Annotated in this window: 16 protein-coding genes; 14 read left to right on the plus strand and 2 right to left on the minus strand. The window is 57.1% G+C overall.

The genetic code is table 11. The features are described from left to right. Positions 1–9 precede the first annotated feature (9 nt). The 5 genes from INF77_RS20515 to nei are packed head-to-tail and all read left to right on the plus strand — an operon-like array spanning position 10 to position 3,887. Entirely contained in the window at positions 10–753 is a 744-nt protein-coding gene (locus INF77_RS20515) for a type 2 GTP cyclohydrolase I (protein ID WP_193532025.1), read from the plus strand. Positions 754–767: 14 nt separating this feature from the next. After that, complete coding sequence (gene pxpB, locus INF77_RS20520) at positions 768–1,424, plus strand: 5-oxoprolinase subunit PxpB (protein WP_063154699.1); 657 nt, start codon at positions 768–770, stop codon at positions 1,422–1,424. Continuing rightward, a complete protein-coding gene (gene pxpC, locus INF77_RS20525) occupies positions 1,418–2,350 on the plus strand; it encodes a 5-oxoprolinase subunit PxpC (RefSeq protein ID WP_193532018.1) in 933 nt (310 codons plus the stop codon). Before pxpB ends, pxpC begins: the two co-directional genes overlap by 7 nt. Continuing rightward, the gene (gene pxpA, locus INF77_RS20530; protein WP_063942828.1) at positions 2,337–3,077 is read left to right on the plus strand and encodes a 5-oxoprolinase subunit PxpA; all 741 of its coding nucleotides are present in this window, start codon (positions 2,337–2,339) and stop codon (positions 3,075–3,077) included. Before pxpC ends, pxpA begins: the two co-directional genes overlap by 14 nt. 18 nt (positions 3,078–3,095) lie before the next feature. Next, on the plus strand, positions 3,096–3,887 hold the full coding sequence (gene nei / locus INF77_RS20535; RefSeq protein WP_193532017.1) for an endonuclease VIII: 792 nt from the start codon (positions 3,096–3,098) through the stop codon (positions 3,885–3,887). A 107-nt stretch (positions 3,888–3,994) separates the two neighbouring features. Here the strand turns inward: nei and INF77_RS20540 are convergent, their stop codons facing one another. Then, the gene (locus INF77_RS20540) at positions 3,995–5,278 is read right to left on the minus strand and encodes a citrate synthase (RefSeq protein ID WP_028012378.1); all 1,284 of its coding nucleotides are present in this window, start codon (positions 5,276–5,278) and stop codon (positions 3,995–3,997) included. 638 nt (positions 5,279–5,916) lie between these two features. On the opposite strand from INF77_RS20540, the gene sdhC reads away from it, so the two are divergent. From sdhC to sucD, 8 genes are all read left to right on the plus strand, one after another. After that, positions 5,917–6,321, plus strand: coding sequence for a succinate dehydrogenase cytochrome b556 subunit (gene sdhC / locus INF77_RS20545; protein WP_026080740.1), 405 nt, complete (start codon positions 5,917–5,919; stop codon positions 6,319–6,321). Next, entirely contained in the window at positions 6,315–6,662 is a 348-nt protein-coding gene (sdhD, locus tag INF77_RS20550) for a succinate dehydrogenase membrane anchor subunit (RefSeq protein ID WP_003858621.1), read from the plus strand. Before sdhC ends, sdhD begins: the two co-directional genes overlap by 7 nt. Continuing rightward, the gene (sdhA, locus tag INF77_RS20555; RefSeq protein WP_041910764.1) at positions 6,662–8,428 is read left to right on the plus strand and encodes a succinate dehydrogenase flavoprotein subunit; all 1,767 of its coding nucleotides are present in this window, start codon (positions 6,662–6,664) and stop codon (positions 8,426–8,428) included. Before sdhD ends, sdhA begins: the two co-directional genes overlap by 1 nt. 15 nt (positions 8,429–8,443) lie before the next feature. Beyond that, positions 8,444–9,160: a succinate dehydrogenase iron-sulfur subunit SdhB gene (gene sdhB, locus INF77_RS20560; RefSeq protein WP_008501090.1), complete on the plus strand. Its 717-nt coding sequence runs from the start codon at positions 8,444–8,446 to the stop codon at positions 9,158–9,160. 223 nt (positions 9,161–9,383) lie between these two features. After that, entirely contained in the window at positions 9,384–12,191 is a 2,808-nt protein-coding gene (gene sucA / locus INF77_RS20565; RefSeq protein ID WP_045261080.1) for a 2-oxoglutarate dehydrogenase E1 component, read from the plus strand. Between the two features lie 14 nt (positions 12,192–12,205). After that, positions 12,206–13,426, plus strand: a complete 1,221-nt coding sequence (gene odhB, locus INF77_RS20570) for a 2-oxoglutarate dehydrogenase complex dihydrolipoyllysine-residue succinyltransferase (protein ID WP_047367747.1) — start codon at positions 12,206–12,208, stop codon at positions 13,424–13,426. Between the two features lie 95 nt (positions 13,427–13,521). Next, on the plus strand, positions 13,522–14,688 hold the full coding sequence (gene sucC, locus INF77_RS20575; RefSeq protein WP_006809579.1) for an ADP-forming succinate--CoA ligase subunit beta: 1,167 nt from the start codon (positions 13,522–13,524) through the stop codon (positions 14,686–14,688). Continuing rightward, positions 14,688–15,557, plus strand: coding sequence for a succinate--CoA ligase subunit alpha (gene sucD / locus INF77_RS20580; RefSeq protein ID WP_008501094.1), 870 nt, complete (start codon positions 14,688–14,690; stop codon positions 15,555–15,557). Before sucC ends, sucD begins: the two co-directional genes overlap by 1 nt. Before the next feature lie 83 nt (positions 15,558–15,640). On the opposite strand, the gene INF77_RS20585 is transcribed toward sucD, so the two are convergent. Then, positions 15,641–16,360, minus strand: coding sequence for a GntR family transcriptional regulator (locus INF77_RS20585; RefSeq protein WP_028012382.1), 720 nt, complete (start codon positions 16,358–16,360; stop codon positions 15,641–15,643). A gap of 171 nt (positions 16,361–16,531) precedes the next feature. Between INF77_RS20585 and mngA the strand changes: the two genes are divergently transcribed. Beyond that, a complete protein-coding gene (gene mngA, locus INF77_RS20590) occupies positions 16,532–18,448 on the plus strand; it encodes a PTS 2-O-a-mannosyl-D-glycerate transporter subunit IIABC (RefSeq protein WP_048957822.1) in 1,917 nt (638 codons plus the stop codon). Positions 18,449–18,457: the final 9 nt, after the last annotated feature.

Below are 18,457 nucleotides of genomic sequence, written 5' to 3' on the forward strand. Positions count from 1 at the left end.
AGAATGATGATGAAAAACAGTGAACTGGAACGCCTGATTAACGAAAAACTTAATACCGCCTCCTTTAGCGACTATGGCCCGAATGGCCTGCAGGTCGAAGGGCGCGAAACGGTGCAGAAAATCATCACCGGCGTGACGGCAAGCCAGGCGCTGCTGGATGAGGCGGTGCGTCAGGAAGCCGACGCGGTGATTGTCCATCACGGTTACTTCTGGAAAAACGAATCGCCGATTATCCGCGGCATGAAGCGCAACCGCCTCAAAACGCTGCTGTCGAATGATATCAACCTGTACGGTTACCATCTGCCGCTGGATGCGCATCCTGAACTGGGAAATAACGTCCAGCTGGCACAGCTGTTAGGGATTACCATGATGGGTGAAATCGAGCCGCTGGTGCCGTGGGGCGAACTGTCGATGCCGGTACCGGGGCTGGAGCTGGCATCGTGGATCGAAGCGCGGCTGGGGCGTCGTCCGCTGTGGTGCGGAGATACCGGGCCGGATACCGTGAAGCGCGTGGCGTGGTGTACCGGCGGCGGCCAGGGCTTTATCGACAGCGCCGCGCGCTTTGGTGTTGATGCGTTTATTACCGGCGAAGTCTCCGAACAGACGGTTCACTCTGCCCGCGAGCAGGGGCTGCATTTTTACGCGGCAGGCCACCACGCTACCGAGCGCGGCGGTATTCGCGCCCTCAGCGAGTGGCTGACGGAAAATACCGATCTGGATGTGACCTTTATTGATATCCCTAATCCGGCCTGATGAGAGGTAGTTAAGTGCAGCGAGCGCGTTGTTATCTTCTGGGTGAAACCGCGGTAGTTCTGGAGCTTGAGCCTCCCGTGACGCTTGCCACGCAAAAGCGTATCTGGCGCCTGGCTCAGCGGCTGCCCGAGCTACCCGGCGTGGTTGAAGCTATTCCGGGTATGAATAATATCACCGTGGTGCTACGCGATCCGCACACCGGGGCGCTGGATGCCATTGAGCGTCTGCAGCGCTGGTGGGAAGAGAGCGAGGCGCTGGAGCCAGAGTCGCGGGCGATTGAGATCCCGGTTGTCTATGGCGGCAAAGGTGGCCCTGACCTTGGCGTGGTGGCCGAACACTGTGGATTAACAGTAAAGCAGGTTGTGGAGCTGCACAGCTCGGTGGATTACGTCGTCTGGTTTCTGGGTTTTCAGCCGGGCTTTCCGTATCTGGGCGGATTATCTCCCCGGCTGCATACCCCGCGTCGGGCTGAGCCGCGCCTGAGCGTTCCCGCAGGAACGGTGGCGATTGGCGGTGAACAAACCGGAGTTTATCCGCTTACTTCACCGGGCGGCTGGCAGCTTATCGGGCACACCTCTATGCCACTATTTAAACCGGGGCAGGAGGCACCGATCCTTCTGCGTCCGGGTGATACCCTGCGCTTTACCCCGCAGAAGGAGGGGGTATGTTAACGCTTATTCGCGCGGGGCTTTATACCTCCGTTCAGGATGCCGGACGCTTTGGCATGCGCCAGTCCGGCGTGAGCTACTGCGGTGCGCTCGATCGTCCTTCGCTGGAGATTGCCAACCTGCTGGTAGGCAACGCGGGCAGCACGGCGGCGTTAGAAATTACGCTGGGTCAGTGCGTTATTGAATTTGGTGAGGAGACCTGGTTCGCCTTAACCGGCGCGGGCTGTGACGCGACGCTGGACGGCAAAGCGGTGTGGACCGGCTGGCGATTGCGGGCGAAAGCCGGGCAGCGTCTGACGCTTAAGCGTCCTCTGCACGGCGTGCGCAGCTATCTTGCCGTGGCGGGGGGCATCGACGTGCCGGAGGTGTTGGGGGCGTCCAGCACCGACCAGAAAGCGGGAATGGGCGGCCATGAGGGACGGCTGCTGCGCGACGGCGATCGTCTTGCGATTAAGCCATCAGCGCGCCATTTCACCACCACGCAGGGCGTGAAGCAGCTGCTGTGGGGGAACGTGATCCGCGCCTTGCCGGGACCGGAATATCAGGAGTTTGATGAAGCCTCAAAAGAGTCTTTCTGGCGTTCGCCGTGGAAAATCAGCCCGCAGAGTAACCGTATGGGTTACCGGCTTCAGGGGCAGCCGCTGACCCGCACGACTGACCGGGAGCTGCTTTCCCACGGGCTGCTGCCGGGGGTGATTCAGGTGCCGGGCAACGGGCAGCCCATCGTACTGATGAACGACGCGCAAACTACCGGCGGCTATCCGCGTATTGCCTGCATTATCGAAGCGGATCGCTACCATCTGGCGCAAATCCCTCTCGGTCAGCCGATACATTTTGTGCAATGTACGCTGGAGGAGGCGCTAAAGGCGCGGCAGGATCGGCAGCGCTATCTCGAACAGCTGGCGTGGAGGCTTGATGGTAAAGATTGATTTAAACGCCGATCTGGGGGAGGGCAGCAGCGCCGATGCGGAACTGATGACCCTGGTCTCCTCGGTCAATATTGCCTGCGGTTTTCACGCGGGCGATGCGCAAACCATGCTGGAGAGCGTGCGTAATGCCATTAAAAACGGCGTGGCGATTGGCGCTCACCCGAGCTTCCCGGACCGGGACAACTTTGGCCGCACGGCGATGGATCTGCCCCCTGAGACGGTCTACGCTCAGGTGCTCTACCAGATCGGCGCGCTGGAGGCGATAGCGCGCGCTGAGCATGGCGTGCTGCGTCACGTCAAACCGCACGGCATGCTCTATAACCAGGCAGCGAAAGATCCGGCGCTGGCGGAGGCGATTGCCCGCGCGGTGCGGGACTGCAATCCGCAGCTGATTCTGGTTGGCCTGGCGGGTAGCGAGCTTATTCGTGCCGGAGAACGGCTGGGGCTGACGACGCGGCAGGAAGTCTTTGCCGATCGGGGATACATGCCGGACGGCAGCCTGGTGCCGCGCACGCAGGCCGGTGCGCTGATTACTGACGAAAATAAAGCGCTGGCGCAGACGCTGGCGATGGTGCGCGCCGGGCGGGTGACCGCCGTGGATGGAATATCCGCAAATGTTCAGGCCGATACGGTGTGTTTACACGGCGACGGGGAGCATGCGCTCCAGTTTGCGCGACGCCTGCGCGCGGCGTTCTCTGAAGAGGGCATTCTCGTCAGCGCAGATTGATTATAAAAGGACAATGACATGCCTGAAGGTCCGGAGATCCGCCGCGCGGCGGATAGCCTGGAGGCGGCGATAAAGGGCAAACCCCTGACCGATGTCTGGTTTGCCTTTCCTCAACTTAAGCCGTTTGAAACAGAGCTGGTGGGACAGACGGTGACCCATATTGAAACGCGCGGCAAAGCGTTGCTCACGCATTTTTCCCATAACCTGACGTTATATAGCCATAACCAGCTCTACGGTGTGTGGCGCGTCGTCGATGCGGACGAGCAGCCGCAAACGACGCGCGTGCTGCGCGTCCGGTTACAAACGGCGGATAATGCGATCCTGCTCTACAGCGCCTCTGATATCGAAATGTTAACGCCGGAGCAGCTGCTGACGCATCCGTTCTTACAGCGCGTCGGGCCGGACGTGCTGGACATGCGCCTGACGGCGAGCGACGTGAAGGCCCGACTGTTATCGCCCAAATTCCGCAACCGCCAGTTTTCCGGATTGTTGCTCGATCAGGCGTTTCTTGCCGGGCTGGGAAACTACCTGCGGGTGGAGATCCTTTGGCAAGTGGGGCTGGCACCGCAGCGCAAGGCCTCTCAGCTTAGCGATGAAAAGCTGGAGGCGCTGTCGCACGCGCTGCTGGATATTCCACGGCTGTCGTACAACACGCGCGGCCTGGTGGATGAGAACAAGCATCACGGGGCGCTGTTCCGGTTTAAGGTGTTCCATCGGGCGGGGAAAAAGTGCGAGCGGTGCGGCGGAGTGATTGAGAAGGCTACGATCTCTTCCAGACCGTTTTACTGGTGCCCCCGGTGCCAGATGTAAAAAAGCCGGGTGGCGGAGGTAAAAGCAAAACGGCAACGAAAGTTGCCGTTTTTAATGTTTTCACCCTCTCCCTGTGGGGGAGGGCATCAGGCCGCACCCAACGTTTTTTAGCGCTTCAGGTCAGACTTAAAATCACGCTGCTCGTAGCCGGTGTACAGCTGACGAGGACGGGCGATTTTCATGCCTTCGCTGTGCATTTCGTTCCAGTGCGCAATCCAGCCCACGGTACGCGCCATGGCGAAGATCACGGTGAACATGGAAGACGGAATGCCCATCGCTTTCAGAATAATGCCAGAGTAGAAATCGACGTTCGGGTAGAGTTTCTTCTCGATGAAGTACGGGTCGTTCAGCGCGATGTGTTCCAGCTCCATCGCCACTTCCAGCAGATCGTCTTTGGTGCCCAGCTCTTTCAGCACTTCGTGGCAGGTCTCACGCATAACGGTTGCGCGCGGGTCGTAGTTTTTGTAAACACGGTGACCGAAGCCCATCAGGCGGAAGGAGTCATTCTTGTCTTTCGCGCGACGCACGAACTCTGGAATGTGCTCAACGGTGCTGATCTCTTCCAGCATCTTCAGCGCCGCTTCGTTCGCGCCGCCGTGCGCCGGTCCCCACAGGGAGGCGATGCCCGCAGCGATACAGGCGAACGGGTTCGCGCCTGAAGAGCCTGCGGTACGGACAGTAGAGGTAGAGGCGTTCTGCTCGTGGTCAGCGTGCAGGATCAAAATACGGTCCATCGCACGTTCCAGCACCGGATTCACTTCATACTCTTCGCACGGTGTGGAGAACATCATGCGCAGGAAGTTGCCGGCGTAGGAGAGGTCGTTACGTGGGTACACAAACGGCTGGCCGATGGAGTATTTGTAGCACATCGCCGCCATGGTCGGCATTTTGGACAGCAGGCGGAACGCCGCGATATCACGGTGACGCGGGTTATTCACGTCAAGTGAGTCGTGGTAGAACGCCGCCAGCGCACCGGTAATCCCGCACATCACCGCCATTGGGTGAGAGTCACGACGGAACGCATGGAACAGACGGGTAATCTGCTCATGGATCATGGTGTGACGGGTTACGGTGGTTTTGAATTCATCGTACTGCGCCTGCGTCGGCTTTTCGCCGTTCAGCAGGATGTAGCACACTTCCAGATAGTTGGATTCGGTGGCTAACTGATCGATGGGGAAGCCGCGATGGAGCAGGATACCTTCGTCACCGTCAATGTAGGTGATTTTGGATTCGCAAGATGCGGTAGAGGTAAATCCAGGGTCAAAGGTAAATACTCCTTTGGAACCCAGCGTACGGATATCAATAACATCCTGACCGAGCGTGCCTTTTAGCACATCCAGTTCAATAGCATCATCACCATTTAGGGTGAGTTTTGCCTTTGTATCAGCCATTTACGGTCTCCTTAGCGCCTTATGCTTAAGACTGCTTTTACCGGATTTGCCTTCAGCTGTTAATCACCGTTACCAGATTGTTATTTGGCTTACCGCTCAGCTCACGAGGAGTAACCAGGGTACAGAGCTATGGCGCCTTGCAGGTAAACGAATGAAATATCAGTGAAACAACAGCAAATCAGCGTTTTTGCAGTCCGAATTATTCAAACCTGTATATCACTAATAACTGTCCTGATAACTTCGGTCAATACCATCACACTGTTACATAACTATTTGTCAGGTGAAAGAGAGACCTCATAACTTTTGCGCATTATATGCCTTTTCTGATGACGTTTGTAACAATATTGTTTAACATTTGTCAAATCAGATGATTAAAAATTAAAAAGATGTTGTTATCGTGACCCTGATCACTGTTCCAGAGAAAACCCAACAAACTGTATGTAGGTTAATTGTAATGATTTTGTGAACGGCCTATACTGCCGCCAGGTCTCCGGAACACCCTGCAATCCCGAGCCACCCAGCGTTGTAACGTGTCGTTTTAGCATTTGGAAGCAATGTTTTGCATGACGCGCAGTTATAGAAAAGGAACGCTGCTTGACCCGCATCGCAGTCCGGAGGAAGGAAACAATAAGAACAGCATGTGGGCGTTATTCATGATAAGAAATGTGAAAAAACAAAGACCTGTCAATCTGGATCTCAAAACGATCCGGTTCCCCGTAACAGCAATAGCGTCCATTCTGCACCGTGTTTCTGGTGTGATTACGTTTGTGGCGGTCGGTATTTTGCTGTGGTTACTGGGCACCAGCCTCTCTTCCCCTGAAGGATTCCTCCAGGCCTCGGCCATCATGAATAGCTTCTTCGTGAAATTTATCATGTGGGGCATTCTCACCGCGCTGGCCTATCACGTTGTTGGCGGCGTACGCCACATGCTGATGGACTTTGGCTATCTGGAAGAGACGTTCGAGGCCGGGAAACGTACCGCGAACATTTCATTTGTGATCACTGTCGTGCTTTCACTTCTCGCAGGAGTTCTCGTATGGTAAGCAACGCCTCCGCATTAGGACGCAACGGCGTACATGACTTCATTCTGGTCCGCGCTACCGCCATCGTCCTCACGCTTTACATCATCTATATGATCGGTTTCTTCGCGACCAGCGGCACGCTGACGTGGGAAATCTGGAGTGGTTTCTTCGGATCGGCCTTCACCAAAGTGTTCACCCTGCTGGCCCTGTTCTCCATCCTTATCCATGCCTGGATCGGCATGTGGCAGGTGTTGACCGATTACGTTAAACCGCTGGCGATTCGCCTTCCGCTGCAACTGATTATTGTTGTTGCGCTGCTGGTTTACGTCATTTATGGATTTGTTGTGGTGTGGGGTGTGTAATGAAACTGCCAGTCAGAGAATTTGATGCTGTTGTGATTGGTGCGGGTGGCGCAGGTATGCGCGCCGCACTGCAAATTTCCCAGAGCGGCCAGACCTGTGCGCTGCTCTCTAAAGTGTTCCCGACCCGTTCCCACACTGTGTCCGCGCAGGGCGGTATTACCGTTGCGCTGGGTAACTCCCATGAAGATAACTGGGAATGGCACATGTACGACACGGTAAAAGGTTCCGACTATATCGGCGACCAGGATGCCATCGAATATATGTGTAAAACCGGCCCGGAAGCGATTCTGGAGCTGGATCACATGGGTCTGCCGTTCTCCCGTCTGGAAAATGGCACTATCTATCAGCGTCCGTTTGGTGGCCAGTCGAAAAACTTCGGCGGCGAGCAGGCGGCACGCACCGCGGCGGCGGCTGACCGTACCGGTCACGCACTGCTGCACACCCTGTATCAGCAGAACCTGAAAAACCACACCACCATCTTCTCCGAGTGGTATGCGCTGGATCTGGTGAAAAACGCCGATGGCGCAATTGTTGGCTGTACCGCGTTGTGCATCGAAACCGGTGAAGTGGTTTACTTCAAAGCCCGCGCGACCGTGCTGGCGACCGGCGGTGCAGGCCGTATTTACCAATCCACCACCAACGCCCATATCAACACCGGTGACGGTGTCGGTATGGCTATTCGCGCCGGCGTACCGGTGCAGGACATGGAGATGTGGCAGTTCCACCCAACCGGTATCGCCGGTGCGGGCGTGCTGGTCACCGAAGGCTGCCGCGGTGAAGGTGGCTACCTGCTGAACAAACACGGCGAGCGCTTCATGGAGCGTTATGCCCCGAATGCGAAAGACCTGGCGGGTCGTGACGTGGTGGCGCGTTCCATCATGATCGAAATCCGTGAAGGCCGCGGCTGCGATGGCCCATGGGGTCCACACGCCAAGCTGAAGCTCGACCATCTGGGTAAAGAAGTGCTGGAATCCCGTCTGCCGGGCATCCTGGAACTGTCCCGTACTTTCGCGCACGTCGATCCGGTGAAAGAGCCGATCCCGGTTATCCCAACCTGCCACTACATGATGGGCGGTATTCCGACCAAAGTGACCGGTCAGGCGCTGACCGTGAACGAGCAGGGCGAAGACGTGGTCATTCCTGGCCTGTTCGCGGTAGGCGAAATCGCCTGCGTATCCGTACACGGCGCAAACCGTCTGGGCGGTAACTCGCTGCTGGACCTGGTTGTATTTGGTCGTGCGGTGGGTCTGCATCTGCAGGAGTCCATTGCCGAGCAGGGCGCGCTGCGTGATGCAACCGACGACGAAATCGACGCCTCTCTTGAACGCCTCAACCGCTGGAACGGTAACCGTAACGGCGAAGATCCGGTGGAAATCCGTAAAGCGCTGCAGGAGTGCATGCAGCACAACTTCTCGGTATTCCGCGAAGGCGATGCGATGGCCAAAGGCCTTGAGCAGCTGAAGGCGATCCGCGAGCGTCTGAAAAATGCCCGTCTGGACGACACCTCCAGCGAGTTCAACACCCAGCGCGTTGAGTGCCTGGAGCTAGATAACCTGATGGAAACCGCATTCGCAACCGCGATGTCGGCAAACTTCCGTACCGAAAGCCGTGGCGCCCATAGCCGCTTCGACTTCCCGGATCGTGACGATGAAAACTGGCTGTGCCATTCCCTGTATCTGCCAGAGTCGGAAACCATGACGCGTCGTAACGTCAACATGGAACCGAAACTGCGTCCGGCGTTCCCGCCGAAGATTCGTACTTACTAATGCGGAGACAGGATAATGAAACTCGAATTCTCAGTTTATCGTTATAACCCGGATGTTGATGACGCTCCGCGCATGCAGGACTATACCCTCGAAGCGGAAGAAGGTCGTGACATGATGCTGCTGGATGCCTTAATCCAGCTGAAAGAGAAAGATCCTACGCTGTCGTTCCGCCGCTCCTGCCGTGAAGGGGTATGTGGCTCTGACGGTGTGAACATGAACGGCAAAAACGGCCTGGCCTGCATCACGCCAATTTCAGCGCTGCAGCGTCCTGGTCAGAAAATTGTTATCCGTCCTCTGCCAGGCCTGCCGGTCGTGCGTGATTTGGTGGTAGACATGGGGCAATTCTATGCACAATATGAGAAGATTAAGCCTTACTTATTGAATAATGGGCAAAATCCACCCGCTCGCGAGCACTTACAGTCTCCTGAGCAGCGTGAAAAACTCGATGGTCTGTACGAGTGTATTCTCTGCGCATGCTGTTCAACGTCCTGCCCGTCGTTCTGGTGGAACCCGGACAAGTTTATCGGCCCTGCGGGTCTGCTGGCTGCCTATCGCTTCCTGATCGACAGCCGAGACACCGAAACCGACAGCCGTCTGGAAGGATTAAGTGACGCTTTCAGCGTATTCCGCTGCCATAGCATCATGAACTGCGTCAGTGTGTGTCCGAAGGGGCTGAACCCGACGCGCGCCATCGGCCATATTAAGTCGATGCTGCTGCAGCGCAGTGCGTAAGTTGTGAGAGGGGAGCGCTGTTCCCCTCACCCTAAACCCTCTCCCAAAGGGAGAGGGAATAATTGCAGAAACCTTTAAAAACTGCCCTGAAGTCTAGACAGTTTCTAAAGGTTCCTTCGCGGGCCAAATGAAAAGAGCTCGCAGGTGAACCCCGGCACGTACACGCGGTGTGCGTGGTAGTTTCTACGGCGAAAGTAAGCATAAAAATGCTTAAGGGATCACGATGCAGAACGGCGCAATGAAAGCCTGGCTGGACTCTTCTTACCTCTCTGGTGCCAACCAGAGCTGGATAGAACAGCTCTATGAAGACTTCTTAACCGATCCTGACTCAGTGGACGCAAACTGGCGTTCCATGTTCCAGCAGTTGCCTGGTACAGGGGTCAAACCGGATCAATTCCATTCCAAAACACGTGATTATTTCCGTCGTCTGGCGAAGGATGCCTCACGTTACTCTTCTGCGATTTCCGACCCTGACACCAATGCGAAGCAGGTTAAAGTCCTGCAGCTTATCAACGCTTATCGCTTCCGCGGTCACCAGCATGCGAATCTCGATCCGCTGGGACTGTGGCAGCAGGAACGTGTGGCCGATCTCGATCCGGCGTATCACGATCTGACCGAGGCCGATTTCCAGGAAAGCTTTAACGTAGGTTCCTTTGCCATCGGCAAAGACACGATGAAGCTGGGCGATCTGATTGACGCGCTCAAGCAAACCTACTGCGGCTCCATCGGCGCGGAATATATGCACATTACCTCTACCGAAGAGAAACGCTGGATCCAGCAGCGCATCGAATCCGTAGCGGGCCACGCGACCTTCTCGGCCGACGAGAAGAAACGCTTCCTCAGCGAACTGACCGCAGCGGAAGGGCTTGAGCGCTATCTGGGCGCGAAGTTCCCGGGCGCAAAACGCTTCTCGCTGGAAGGCGGCGACGCGCTGGTGCCGATGCTGAAAGAGCTGATTCGCCACGCAGGCAAGAGCGGCACCCGTGAAGTGGTGCTCGGCATGGCGCACCGTGGTCGTCTGAACGTGCTGGTCAACGTGCTGGGTAAAAAACCGCAGGACCTGTTCGACGAATTCGCGGGCAAACATAAAGAACACCTCGGCACCGGCGACGTGAAGTACCACATGGGCTTCTCGTCAGATATCGAAACCGAAGGCGGTCTGGTTCACCTGGCGCTGGCGTTTAACCCGTCACACCTGGAAATCGTCAGCCCGGTGGTTATCGGTTCCGTGCGTGCGCGTCTGGATCGTCTGGACGAGCCGAGCAGCAATAAAGTGCTGCCAATCACCATCCACGGTGATGCGGCGGTCACAGGGCAGGGCGTGGTTCAGGAAACCCTGAACATGTCGAAAGCGCGTGGTTATGAAGTGGGCGGTACCGTTCGCATCGTGATCAACAACCAGGTGGGCTTCACCACCTCTAACCCGCTGGATGCCCGTTCTACCCCGTACTGCACCGACATCGGTAAGATGGTACAGGCGCCAATCTTCCACGTTAACGCGGATGACCCGGAAGCCGTTGCGTTCGTTACCCGTCTGGCGCTGGACTTCCGTAATACCTTTAAGCGCGATGTGTTCATTGACCTCTTCTGCTACCGCCGTCACGGCCACAACGAAGCGGATGAGCCAAGTGCAACCCAGCCGCTGATGTACCAGAAAATCAAAAAACACCCGACCCCGCGCAAAATCTATGCTGACAAGCTGGAAAGCGACAAGGTGGCGACGCTGGAAGATGCGACCGAAATGGTCAACCTCTACCGCGACGCGCTGGATGCGGGTGAATGCGTGGTGAAAGAACTGCGCCCGATGAACATGCACTCCTTTACCTGGTCGCCGTACCTCAACCACGAGTGGGATGAGAGCTACCCGAACAAGGTTGAGATGAAGCGCCTGCAGGAGCTGGCTAAACGCATCAGCACCGTGCCGGACGCTATCGAGATGCAGTCTCGCGTGGCGAAAATCTACGCCGACCGTCAGTCCATGGCGGCAGGCGAGAAGCTGTTCGACTGGGGCGGGGCGGAAACGCTGGCCTACGCAACGCTGGTTGACGAAGGCATTCCTGTTCGTCTGTCCGGTGAGGACGCGGGCCGTGGGACCTTCTTCCACCGTCACGCAGTGGTTCACAACCAGTCTAACGGTTCAACCTACACTCCGCTGCAGCACGTGCATAACGGTCAGGGCCAGTTCAAGGTCTGGGACTCCGTGCTGTCTGAAGAAGCGGTCCTGGCATTCGAATACGGCTACGCCACGGCGGAACCGCGCACCCTGACCATCTGGGAAGCGCAGTTCGGTGACTTCGCCAACGGTGCGCAGGTCGTTATCGACCAGTTCATCTCCTCCGGCGAGCAGAAGTGGGGCCGCATGTGTGGCCTGGTGATGCTCCTGCCGCACGGTTATGAAGGCCAGGGTCCGGAGCACTCCTCCGCGCGTCTGGAACGTTATCTGCAGCTCTGCGCCGAGCAGAACATGCAGGTCTGCGTGCCGTCCACCCCGGCTCAGGTGTACCACATGCTGCGTCGTCAGGCGCTGCGCGGTATGCGCCGTCCGCTGGTGGTGATGTCGCCGAAATCCCTGCTGCGTCATCCGCTGGCGGTCTCCAGCCTGGAAGAGCTGGCGAACGGTACCTTCCTGCCGGCCATCGGTGAAATTGACGAGCTGGATCCGCAGGCCGTGAAGCGTGTGGTGATGTGTTCTGGTAAGGTTTATTACGACCTGCTGGAACAGCGCCGCAAGAACGATCAGAAAGATGTCGCCATCGTGCGTATCGAACAGCTTTATCCGTTCCCGCATCAGGCGATGCAGGAAGTGCTGAAACAGTACGCTCACGTACATGATTTTGTCTGGTGCCAGGAAGAGCCGCTCAACCAGGGCGCATGGTACTGCAGCCAGCATCATTTCCGTGAAGTGATTCCATTTGGGTCAGCCCTGCGCTATGCAGGTCGCCCGGCCTCCGCCTCTCCGGCGGTAGGGTATATGTCCGTTCACCAGAAGCAGCAACAAGATCTGGTCAATGACGCGCTGAACGTCGATTAATTAAAGGATACATAATGAGTAGCGTAGATATTCTTGTTCCCGACCTGCCTGAATCCGTAGCAGATGCGACCGTCGCTACCTGGCACAAAAAACCAGGCGATGCCGTTAAGCGCGATGAAGTGCTGGTAGAAATCGAAACTGACAAAGTGGTACTGGAAGTACCGGCTTCGGCGGATGGCGTTCTGGACGCGGTGCTGGAAGATGAAGGCACCACCGTCACCTCTCGTCAGATCCTGGGGCGCCTGCGTGAAGGCAACAGCGCGGGCAAAGAGTCCAGCGCGAAGTCTGAAGAGAAAGCCTCTACGCCGGCTCAGCGCCAGCAGGCTTCTCTGGAAGAACAGTCTAACGACGCCCTCAGCCCGGCGATCCGTCGCCTGCTGGCTGAACACAGCCTTGACCCGGCAGCCATCAAAGGCACCGGTGTGGGCGGTCGTCTGACCCGCGAAGACATCGACAAGCACCTGGCGAAAGCGCCTGCTCAGGCGGAAGCGAAAGCCCCTGTGGCCGCGCCGGCAGCTCAGCCTGCTCTGGGTGCCCGCAGCGAAAAACGCGTACCGATGACCCGCCTGCGCAAGCGCGTCGCCGAGCGTCTGCTGGAAGCGAAAAACTCCACCGCGATGCTGACCACCTTCAACGAAGTGAACATGAAGCCAATTATGGACCTGCGTAAGCAGTACGGTGACGCGTTTGAAAAACGTCACGGTATCCGTCTGGGCTTTATGTCCTTCTACGTGAAGGCGGTGGTTGAAGCGCTGAAACGCTACCCGGAAGTGAACGCGTCTATCGATGGCGATGACGTGGTTTACCACAACTACTTCGACGTCAGCATGGCGGTTTCTACCCCACGCGGCCTGGTGACCCCGGTTCTGCGTGATGTGGATACCCTGGGTATGGCTGACATCGAGAAGAAAATCAAAGAGCTGGCCGTGAAAGGCCGCGACGGCAAGCTGACCGTAGACGATCTGACCGGCGGTAACTTCACCATTACCAACGGCGGCGTATTCGGCTCGCTGATGTCTACCCCGATCATTAACCCGCCGCAGAGCGCGATCCTGGGTATGCATGCCATTAAAGATCGCCCGATGGCAGTTGACGGTAAAGTTGAGATTCTGCCGATGATGTACCTGGCGCTCTCTTACGACCACCGCCTGATCGACGGCCGCGAGTCCGTGGGCTTCCTGGTAGCCATTAAAGAGCTGCTGGAAGATCCAACGCGTCTGCTGCTGGACGTCTAGTAACGATTTAGCATCACCTGCCCCGTGGACCGGCACACGCTGCGCCGGTCTACAGGTTTGAAGATAACGATTACCCTGAAGGATGGATAGAACACATGAACTTACATGAATATCAGGCCAAACAGCTGTTTGCCCGGTATGGCTTACCGGCTCCGGTGGGTTATGCCTGTACTACCCCGCGTGAAGCAGAAGAAGCCGCATCTAAAATCGGTTCCGGCCCGTGGGTAGTTAAATGTCAGGTTCACGCTGGTGGCCGTGGTAAAGCGGGCGGTGTGAAGGTTGTTAAGAGCAAAGAAGAGATTCGTGCGTTTGCTGAACATTGGCTCGGCAAGCGTCTGGTGACCTACCAGACAGATGCGAACGGCCAGCCGGTTAACCAGATCCTGGTCGAAGCGGCGACCGACATCGCGAAAGAGCTGTACCTGGGTGCGGTTGTTGACCGTAGCTCCCGTCGCGTGGTGTTCATGGCGTCTACCGAAGGCGGCGTGGAAATTGAAAAAGTGGCGGAAGAGACCCCGCACCTGATCCACAAAGTGGCTATCGATCCGCTGGCGGGCCCAATGCCTTATCAGGGTCGCGAGCTGGCGTTCAAGCTGGGTCTGGAAGGCAAACTGGTTCAGCAGTTCACCAAGATCTTCATGGGCCTGGCGACTATCTTCCTTGAGCGCGATCTGGCGCTGATCGAGATCAACCCGCTGGTGATCACCACCCAGGGCGACCTGATCTGCCTCGACGGCAAGCTGGGCGCTGACGGCAACGCGCTGTTCCGCCAGCCGGATCTGCGCGAAATGCGCGACCAGTCTCAGGAAGATCCGCGTGAAGCACAGGCTGCTCAGTGGGAGCTGAACTACGTGGCGCTGGATGGCAACATCGGCTGCATGGTTAACGGTGCGGGCCTGGCGATGGGCACCATGGACATCGTTAAGCTGCACGGCGGTGAGCCGGCAAACTTCCTCGACGTGGGCGGTGGCGCAACCAAAGAGCGCGTAACCGAAGCGTTCAAAATCATCCTCTCTGACGACAACGTTAAAGCGGTACTGGTTAACATCTTCGGCGGCATCGTCCGTTGCGACCTGATTGCTGACGGCATCATCGGTGCGGTAGAAGAAGTGGGTGTTAACGTTCCGGTGGTAGTGCGTCTGGAAGGTAACAACGCTGAACTCGGCGCGAAAAAACTGGCTGACAGCGGCCTGAATATTATTGCAGCGAAAAGTCTGACGGATGCAGCTCAGCAGGTTGTTGCCGCAGTGGAGGGGAAATAATGTCAGTTTTAATTAATAAAGATACCAAGGTTATCTGCCAGGGCTTCACCGGTAGCCAGGGGACTTTCCACTCCGAACAGGCGATTGCCTACGGCACGCAGATGGTTGGCGGCGTAACGCCAGGTAAAGGCGGCACCACGCACCTCGGCCTGCCGGTGTTCAACACCGTGCGTGAAGCGGTAGAAGCGACGGGCGCAACCGCGACCGTGATCTACGTTCCGGCACCGTTCTGCAAAGACTCCATTCTGGAAGCGATCGACGCAGGCATCAAGCTAATCATCACAATCACCGAAGGCATCCCGACCCTGGATATGCTGACCGTGAAGGTGAAGCTGGACGAAGCAGGCGTGCGCATGATCGGCCCGAACTGCCCTGGCGTGATCACTCCGGGCGAATGCAAAATCGGCATCATGCCTGGTCACATTCACAAGCCGGGCAAAGTGGGCATCGTTTCCCGTTCCGGTACCCTGACCTATGAAGCGGTTAAGCAGACCACCGACTACGGCTTTGGCCAGTCCACCTGCGTGGGCATCGGCGGTGACCCAATCCCGGGATCTAACTTCATCGACATCCTGAAGCTGTTCCAGGAAGATCCGCAGACCGAAGCGATCGTGATGATCGGCGAGATCGGCGGTAGCGCGGAAGAAGAAGCGGCTGCTTACATCAAAGAACACGTAACCAAGCCTGTTGTGGGCTACATCGCGGGTGTGACCGCGCCGAAAGGCAAGCGTATGGGCCACGCGGGCGCGATCATCGCCGGTGGCAAGGGTACGGCTGATGAGAAATTCGCAGCGCTGGAAGCCGCAGGCGTGAAGACCGTTCGCAGCCTGGCGGATATCGGCGAAGCACTGAAATCCATCATTAAGTAAGTCCTCTCTGCTCCCCGAAAGGGGGGCGTTGAAGTATAAAAATGTCCGTTTCGACATGGTTGGCCGCTGTAAAGCGGCCTTTTTTATTGCCTGCGTCTGGCGACGAGAGTGAACTTGTAGTCGTCGGTATTGAACACGTTGCGGCTGTATTCAAATACCCGTCCGTCCTTCAGGAACCCGCGGGAGACTTTTTCCAGGATCGGCTTTGCCGGATCGAGCGACAGCGCGGCGATCGCCTCCTCTGACGGCATGATCGGCATCAGCTCCTGCTCGCTGCGATCGATAACCAGCTTTTTGATCTGCTCAACGTAGTGATATTTCGAATTCTCCATCACTTCCCAGGTGAGGTCGGGAAACATGGCCAGCGGCATCCATGTCTCCTCCAGGTTCACCGGCTTCTGCTTGATGAAACGCACGCGCTTAACGTGCCAGACCTTATCTTCCACGCCAACCGCTAATGTTGCCGCCAGCCGCGCATCGGCTTTCACCACTTCAAAGATTTTGACATCACTGTGCGTATCGACATGACGATCTGCCAGCTTTTCGTAAAAGCCGGTGAGCTGATAAATATCGTAATTGACGCGCTCCTCTTTTTTTACATAAGAGCCGCTGCCCTGAATACTTTCGATGATCTGCTCATCGGCGAGCAGTTTCAGGGCCTGCCGCACGGTGACGCGGCTGACGCGAAACGCCTCCTGAAGACTGGACTCCGTCGGCAGCGCGTCTCCGGGTTTTAATTCCCCGGCGTTGATTTTCTCGCGGAACGCATCGGCTATCTGCCGGTACATCGGTTTGTTGCCCATTTTATCGCGCCTGCTTAATACCTTTTCAGGGAATTATGCATTCAACTGATGATTTGTAAATAATACAATTAAAATACAAATTTGGCTGTTAGTGAAAGTGATCACATAAATGTATTATCAGGTCTGCCAGAATCCTCCCCAGACAATAACTCTGTATAGGTGAGGATCTTTATGAACCTGACGACTCTGACCGATCCGCGTGCTGTTTGCGTTCAGGCGCAGTTTACCCGCCGGGATGAGGCAATCCGTCAGCTTACGGCGCGGCTGGTGGCGCTGGGCAAAATCGCTGATGCCGATGCGTTTCTGGAGGAGGTGTTTCATCGGGAATCGCTTGGGCCGACCGCGCTGGGTGAAGGACTGGCCGTTCCTCACGGTAAATCAGCCGTCGTGAAGGAGGCGGCTTTTGCCGTGGCAACTCTGCGAGAACCGCTTGCATGGGAAGGCGTGGACGGGCCGGAAGAGGTTGAGCTGGTTTTTCTGCTCGCCATTCCGCCAGCAGAAGCGGGTTCGACCCATATTCAGGTGCTGACGGAGCTGACGTCTCGCCTGGCGGATGACGATCTCAGGGCGCGCGTGATGGCTGCTACCACGGCGGAAGACGTGCTTGCTGCGCTTGAAGCTGCCCCTGACACGGAAGAGGCAGCCGTCGCGCTGAATGCCCCGACAATCGTCTGCGTGACCGCCTGTCCGGCCGGGATCGCGCATACCTATATGGCCGCAGAGTACCTGGAAAAAGCGGGACGCAAGCTTGGCGTCAACGTGGTGGTCGAAAAGCAGGGCGCGAACGGCATTGAGGGGCGTATTACCGCGCAGCAGCTTCGTGAGGCCAAAGCGTGCATTTTTGCCGCAGAAGTGGCGATCAAAGAGAGCGAGCGTTTTCAGGGGATCCCCGCCATCTCCGTGCCCGTCGCGGAGCCTCTGCGCCATGCTGAAGCGCTTATTGAGCGCGCGCTGGCGCTGCAGCCTGCATCCGATGCGCGTCCTGCGCATGTCGATACCGAAACGAAAAAGAGCGTTAAAACTGAACTCAAGCAGGCACTTCTCAGCGGTATCTCTTTTGCGGTGCCGCTGATCGTCGCTGGTGGTACGGTGCTGGCCGTGTCGGTACTGCTGGCGCAAATACTGGGCCTGCAGCACCTGTTTGACCAGGAAAACTCGTGGCTGTGGATGTACCGCAAGCTTGGCGGCGGCATGCTCGGCATTCTGATGGTACCTGTTCTGGCGGCCTATACCGCGTATTCGCTGGCGGATAAACCCGCGCTGACGCCGGGCTTTGCGGCCGGTCTTGCTGCCAATATGATCGGCTCCGGTTTTCTGGGCGCTATCGTCGGTGGGCTGATCGCGGGCTATCTAATGCGCTGGGTGAAAAACCACATCCGGCTCAGTAGCCGCTACAACGGCTTTCTGACCTTTTATCTCTATCCGGTGATTGGCGTGCTCGGCGCGGGCAGCCTGATGTTGTTTGTGATTGGCGAACCGGTGGCCTGGCTCAATAACACGCTCACCGTCTGGCTTAACGGTCTCTCCGGCGCGAATGCGCTGCTTCTGGGGGCAATCCTCGGGTTTATGTGCTCATTCGATTTGGGTGGCCCGGTCAACAAAGCCTCTTACGCGTTTTGCCTGGGGGCGATGGCGAACGGCGTTTATGGTCCTTACGCAATCTTTGCCTCCGTCAAAATGGTCTCAGCCTTCACCGTGACAGCGTCGACGATGCTGGCGCCGAAGCTGTTTAAACCGTTTGAAATTGAAACCGGTAAATCAACGTGGCTGCTCGGCCTGGCGGGCATTACCGAAGGGGCGATCCCGATGGCGATTGAAGATCCGCTTCGCGTCATTGGCTCATTTGTGCTCGGCTCCATGGTAACAGGCGCGGCTGTCGGTGCGATGGGGATCGGGTTGTCTACCCCGGGGGCCGGGATTTTCTCTCTCTTTTTACTTCACGATGCCGGGTTGGGCGGTGTGGTTGCGGCGGCGGGCTGGTTTGGCGCGGCGCTGGCGGGGACCGCTGTCTCCACGTTTGTTCTGCTGCTCTGGCGACGTCAGGCGGTAAAAAAGGGCAAGTACCTCACAGAAGACGCCATACCGTAAAAACTCACA

The sequence above is a fragment of the Enterobacter cloacae complex sp. P1B genome, from assembly GCF_014982345.1.
Classification (GTDB): Bacteria; Pseudomonadota; Gammaproteobacteria; order Enterobacterales; family Enterobacteriaceae; genus Enterobacter; species Enterobacter bugandensis.

What these genes read in the sequence shown, in the direction of transcription:
- INF77_RS20515 (WP_193532025.1), top strand. Translation starts at nt 10, where the DNA reads ATGAAAAACAGTGAACTGGAACGCCTGATTAACGAAAAACTTAATACC.
- pxpC (WP_193532018.1), top strand. Translation starts at nt 1,418, where the DNA reads ATGTTAACGCTTATTCGCGCGGGGCTTTATACCTCCGTTCAGGATGCC.
- pxpA (WP_063942828.1), top strand. Translation starts at nt 2,337, where the DNA reads ATGGTAAAGATTGATTTAAACGCCGATCTGGGGGAGGGCAGCAGCGCC.
- nei (WP_193532017.1), top strand. Translation starts at nt 3,096, where the DNA reads ATGCCTGAAGGTCCGGAGATCCGCCGCGCGGCGGATAGCCTGGAGGCG.
- INF77_RS20540 (WP_028012378.1), bottom strand. Translation starts at nt 5,278, where the DNA reads ATGGCTGATACAAAGGCAAAACTCACCCTAAATGGTGATGATGCTATT.
- sdhC (WP_026080740.1), top strand. Translation starts at nt 5,917, where the DNA reads ATGTGGGCGTTATTCATGATAAGAAATGTGAAAAAACAAAGACCTGTC.
- sdhD (WP_003858621.1), top strand. Translation starts at nt 6,315, where the DNA reads ATGGTAAGCAACGCCTCCGCATTAGGACGCAACGGCGTACATGACTTC.
- sdhA (WP_041910764.1), top strand. Translation starts at nt 6,662, where the DNA reads ATGAAACTGCCAGTCAGAGAATTTGATGCTGTTGTGATTGGTGCGGGT.
- sdhB (WP_008501090.1), top strand. Translation starts at nt 8,444, where the DNA reads ATGAAACTCGAATTCTCAGTTTATCGTTATAACCCGGATGTTGATGAC.
- sucA (WP_045261080.1), top strand. Translation starts at nt 9,384, where the DNA reads ATGCAGAACGGCGCAATGAAAGCCTGGCTGGACTCTTCTTACCTCTCT.
- odhB (WP_047367747.1), top strand. Translation starts at nt 12,206, where the DNA reads ATGAGTAGCGTAGATATTCTTGTTCCCGACCTGCCTGAATCCGTAGCA.
- sucC (WP_006809579.1), top strand. Translation starts at nt 13,522, where the DNA reads ATGAACTTACATGAATATCAGGCCAAACAGCTGTTTGCCCGGTATGGC.
- sucD (WP_008501094.1), top strand. Translation starts at nt 14,688, where the DNA reads ATGTCAGTTTTAATTAATAAAGATACCAAGGTTATCTGCCAGGGCTTC.
- INF77_RS20585 (WP_028012382.1), bottom strand. Translation starts at nt 16,360, where the DNA reads ATGGGCAACAAACCGATGTACCGGCAGATAGCCGATGCGTTCCGCGAG.
- mngA (WP_048957822.1), top strand. Translation starts at nt 16,532, where the DNA reads ATGAACCTGACGACTCTGACCGATCCGCGTGCTGTTTGCGTTCAGGCG.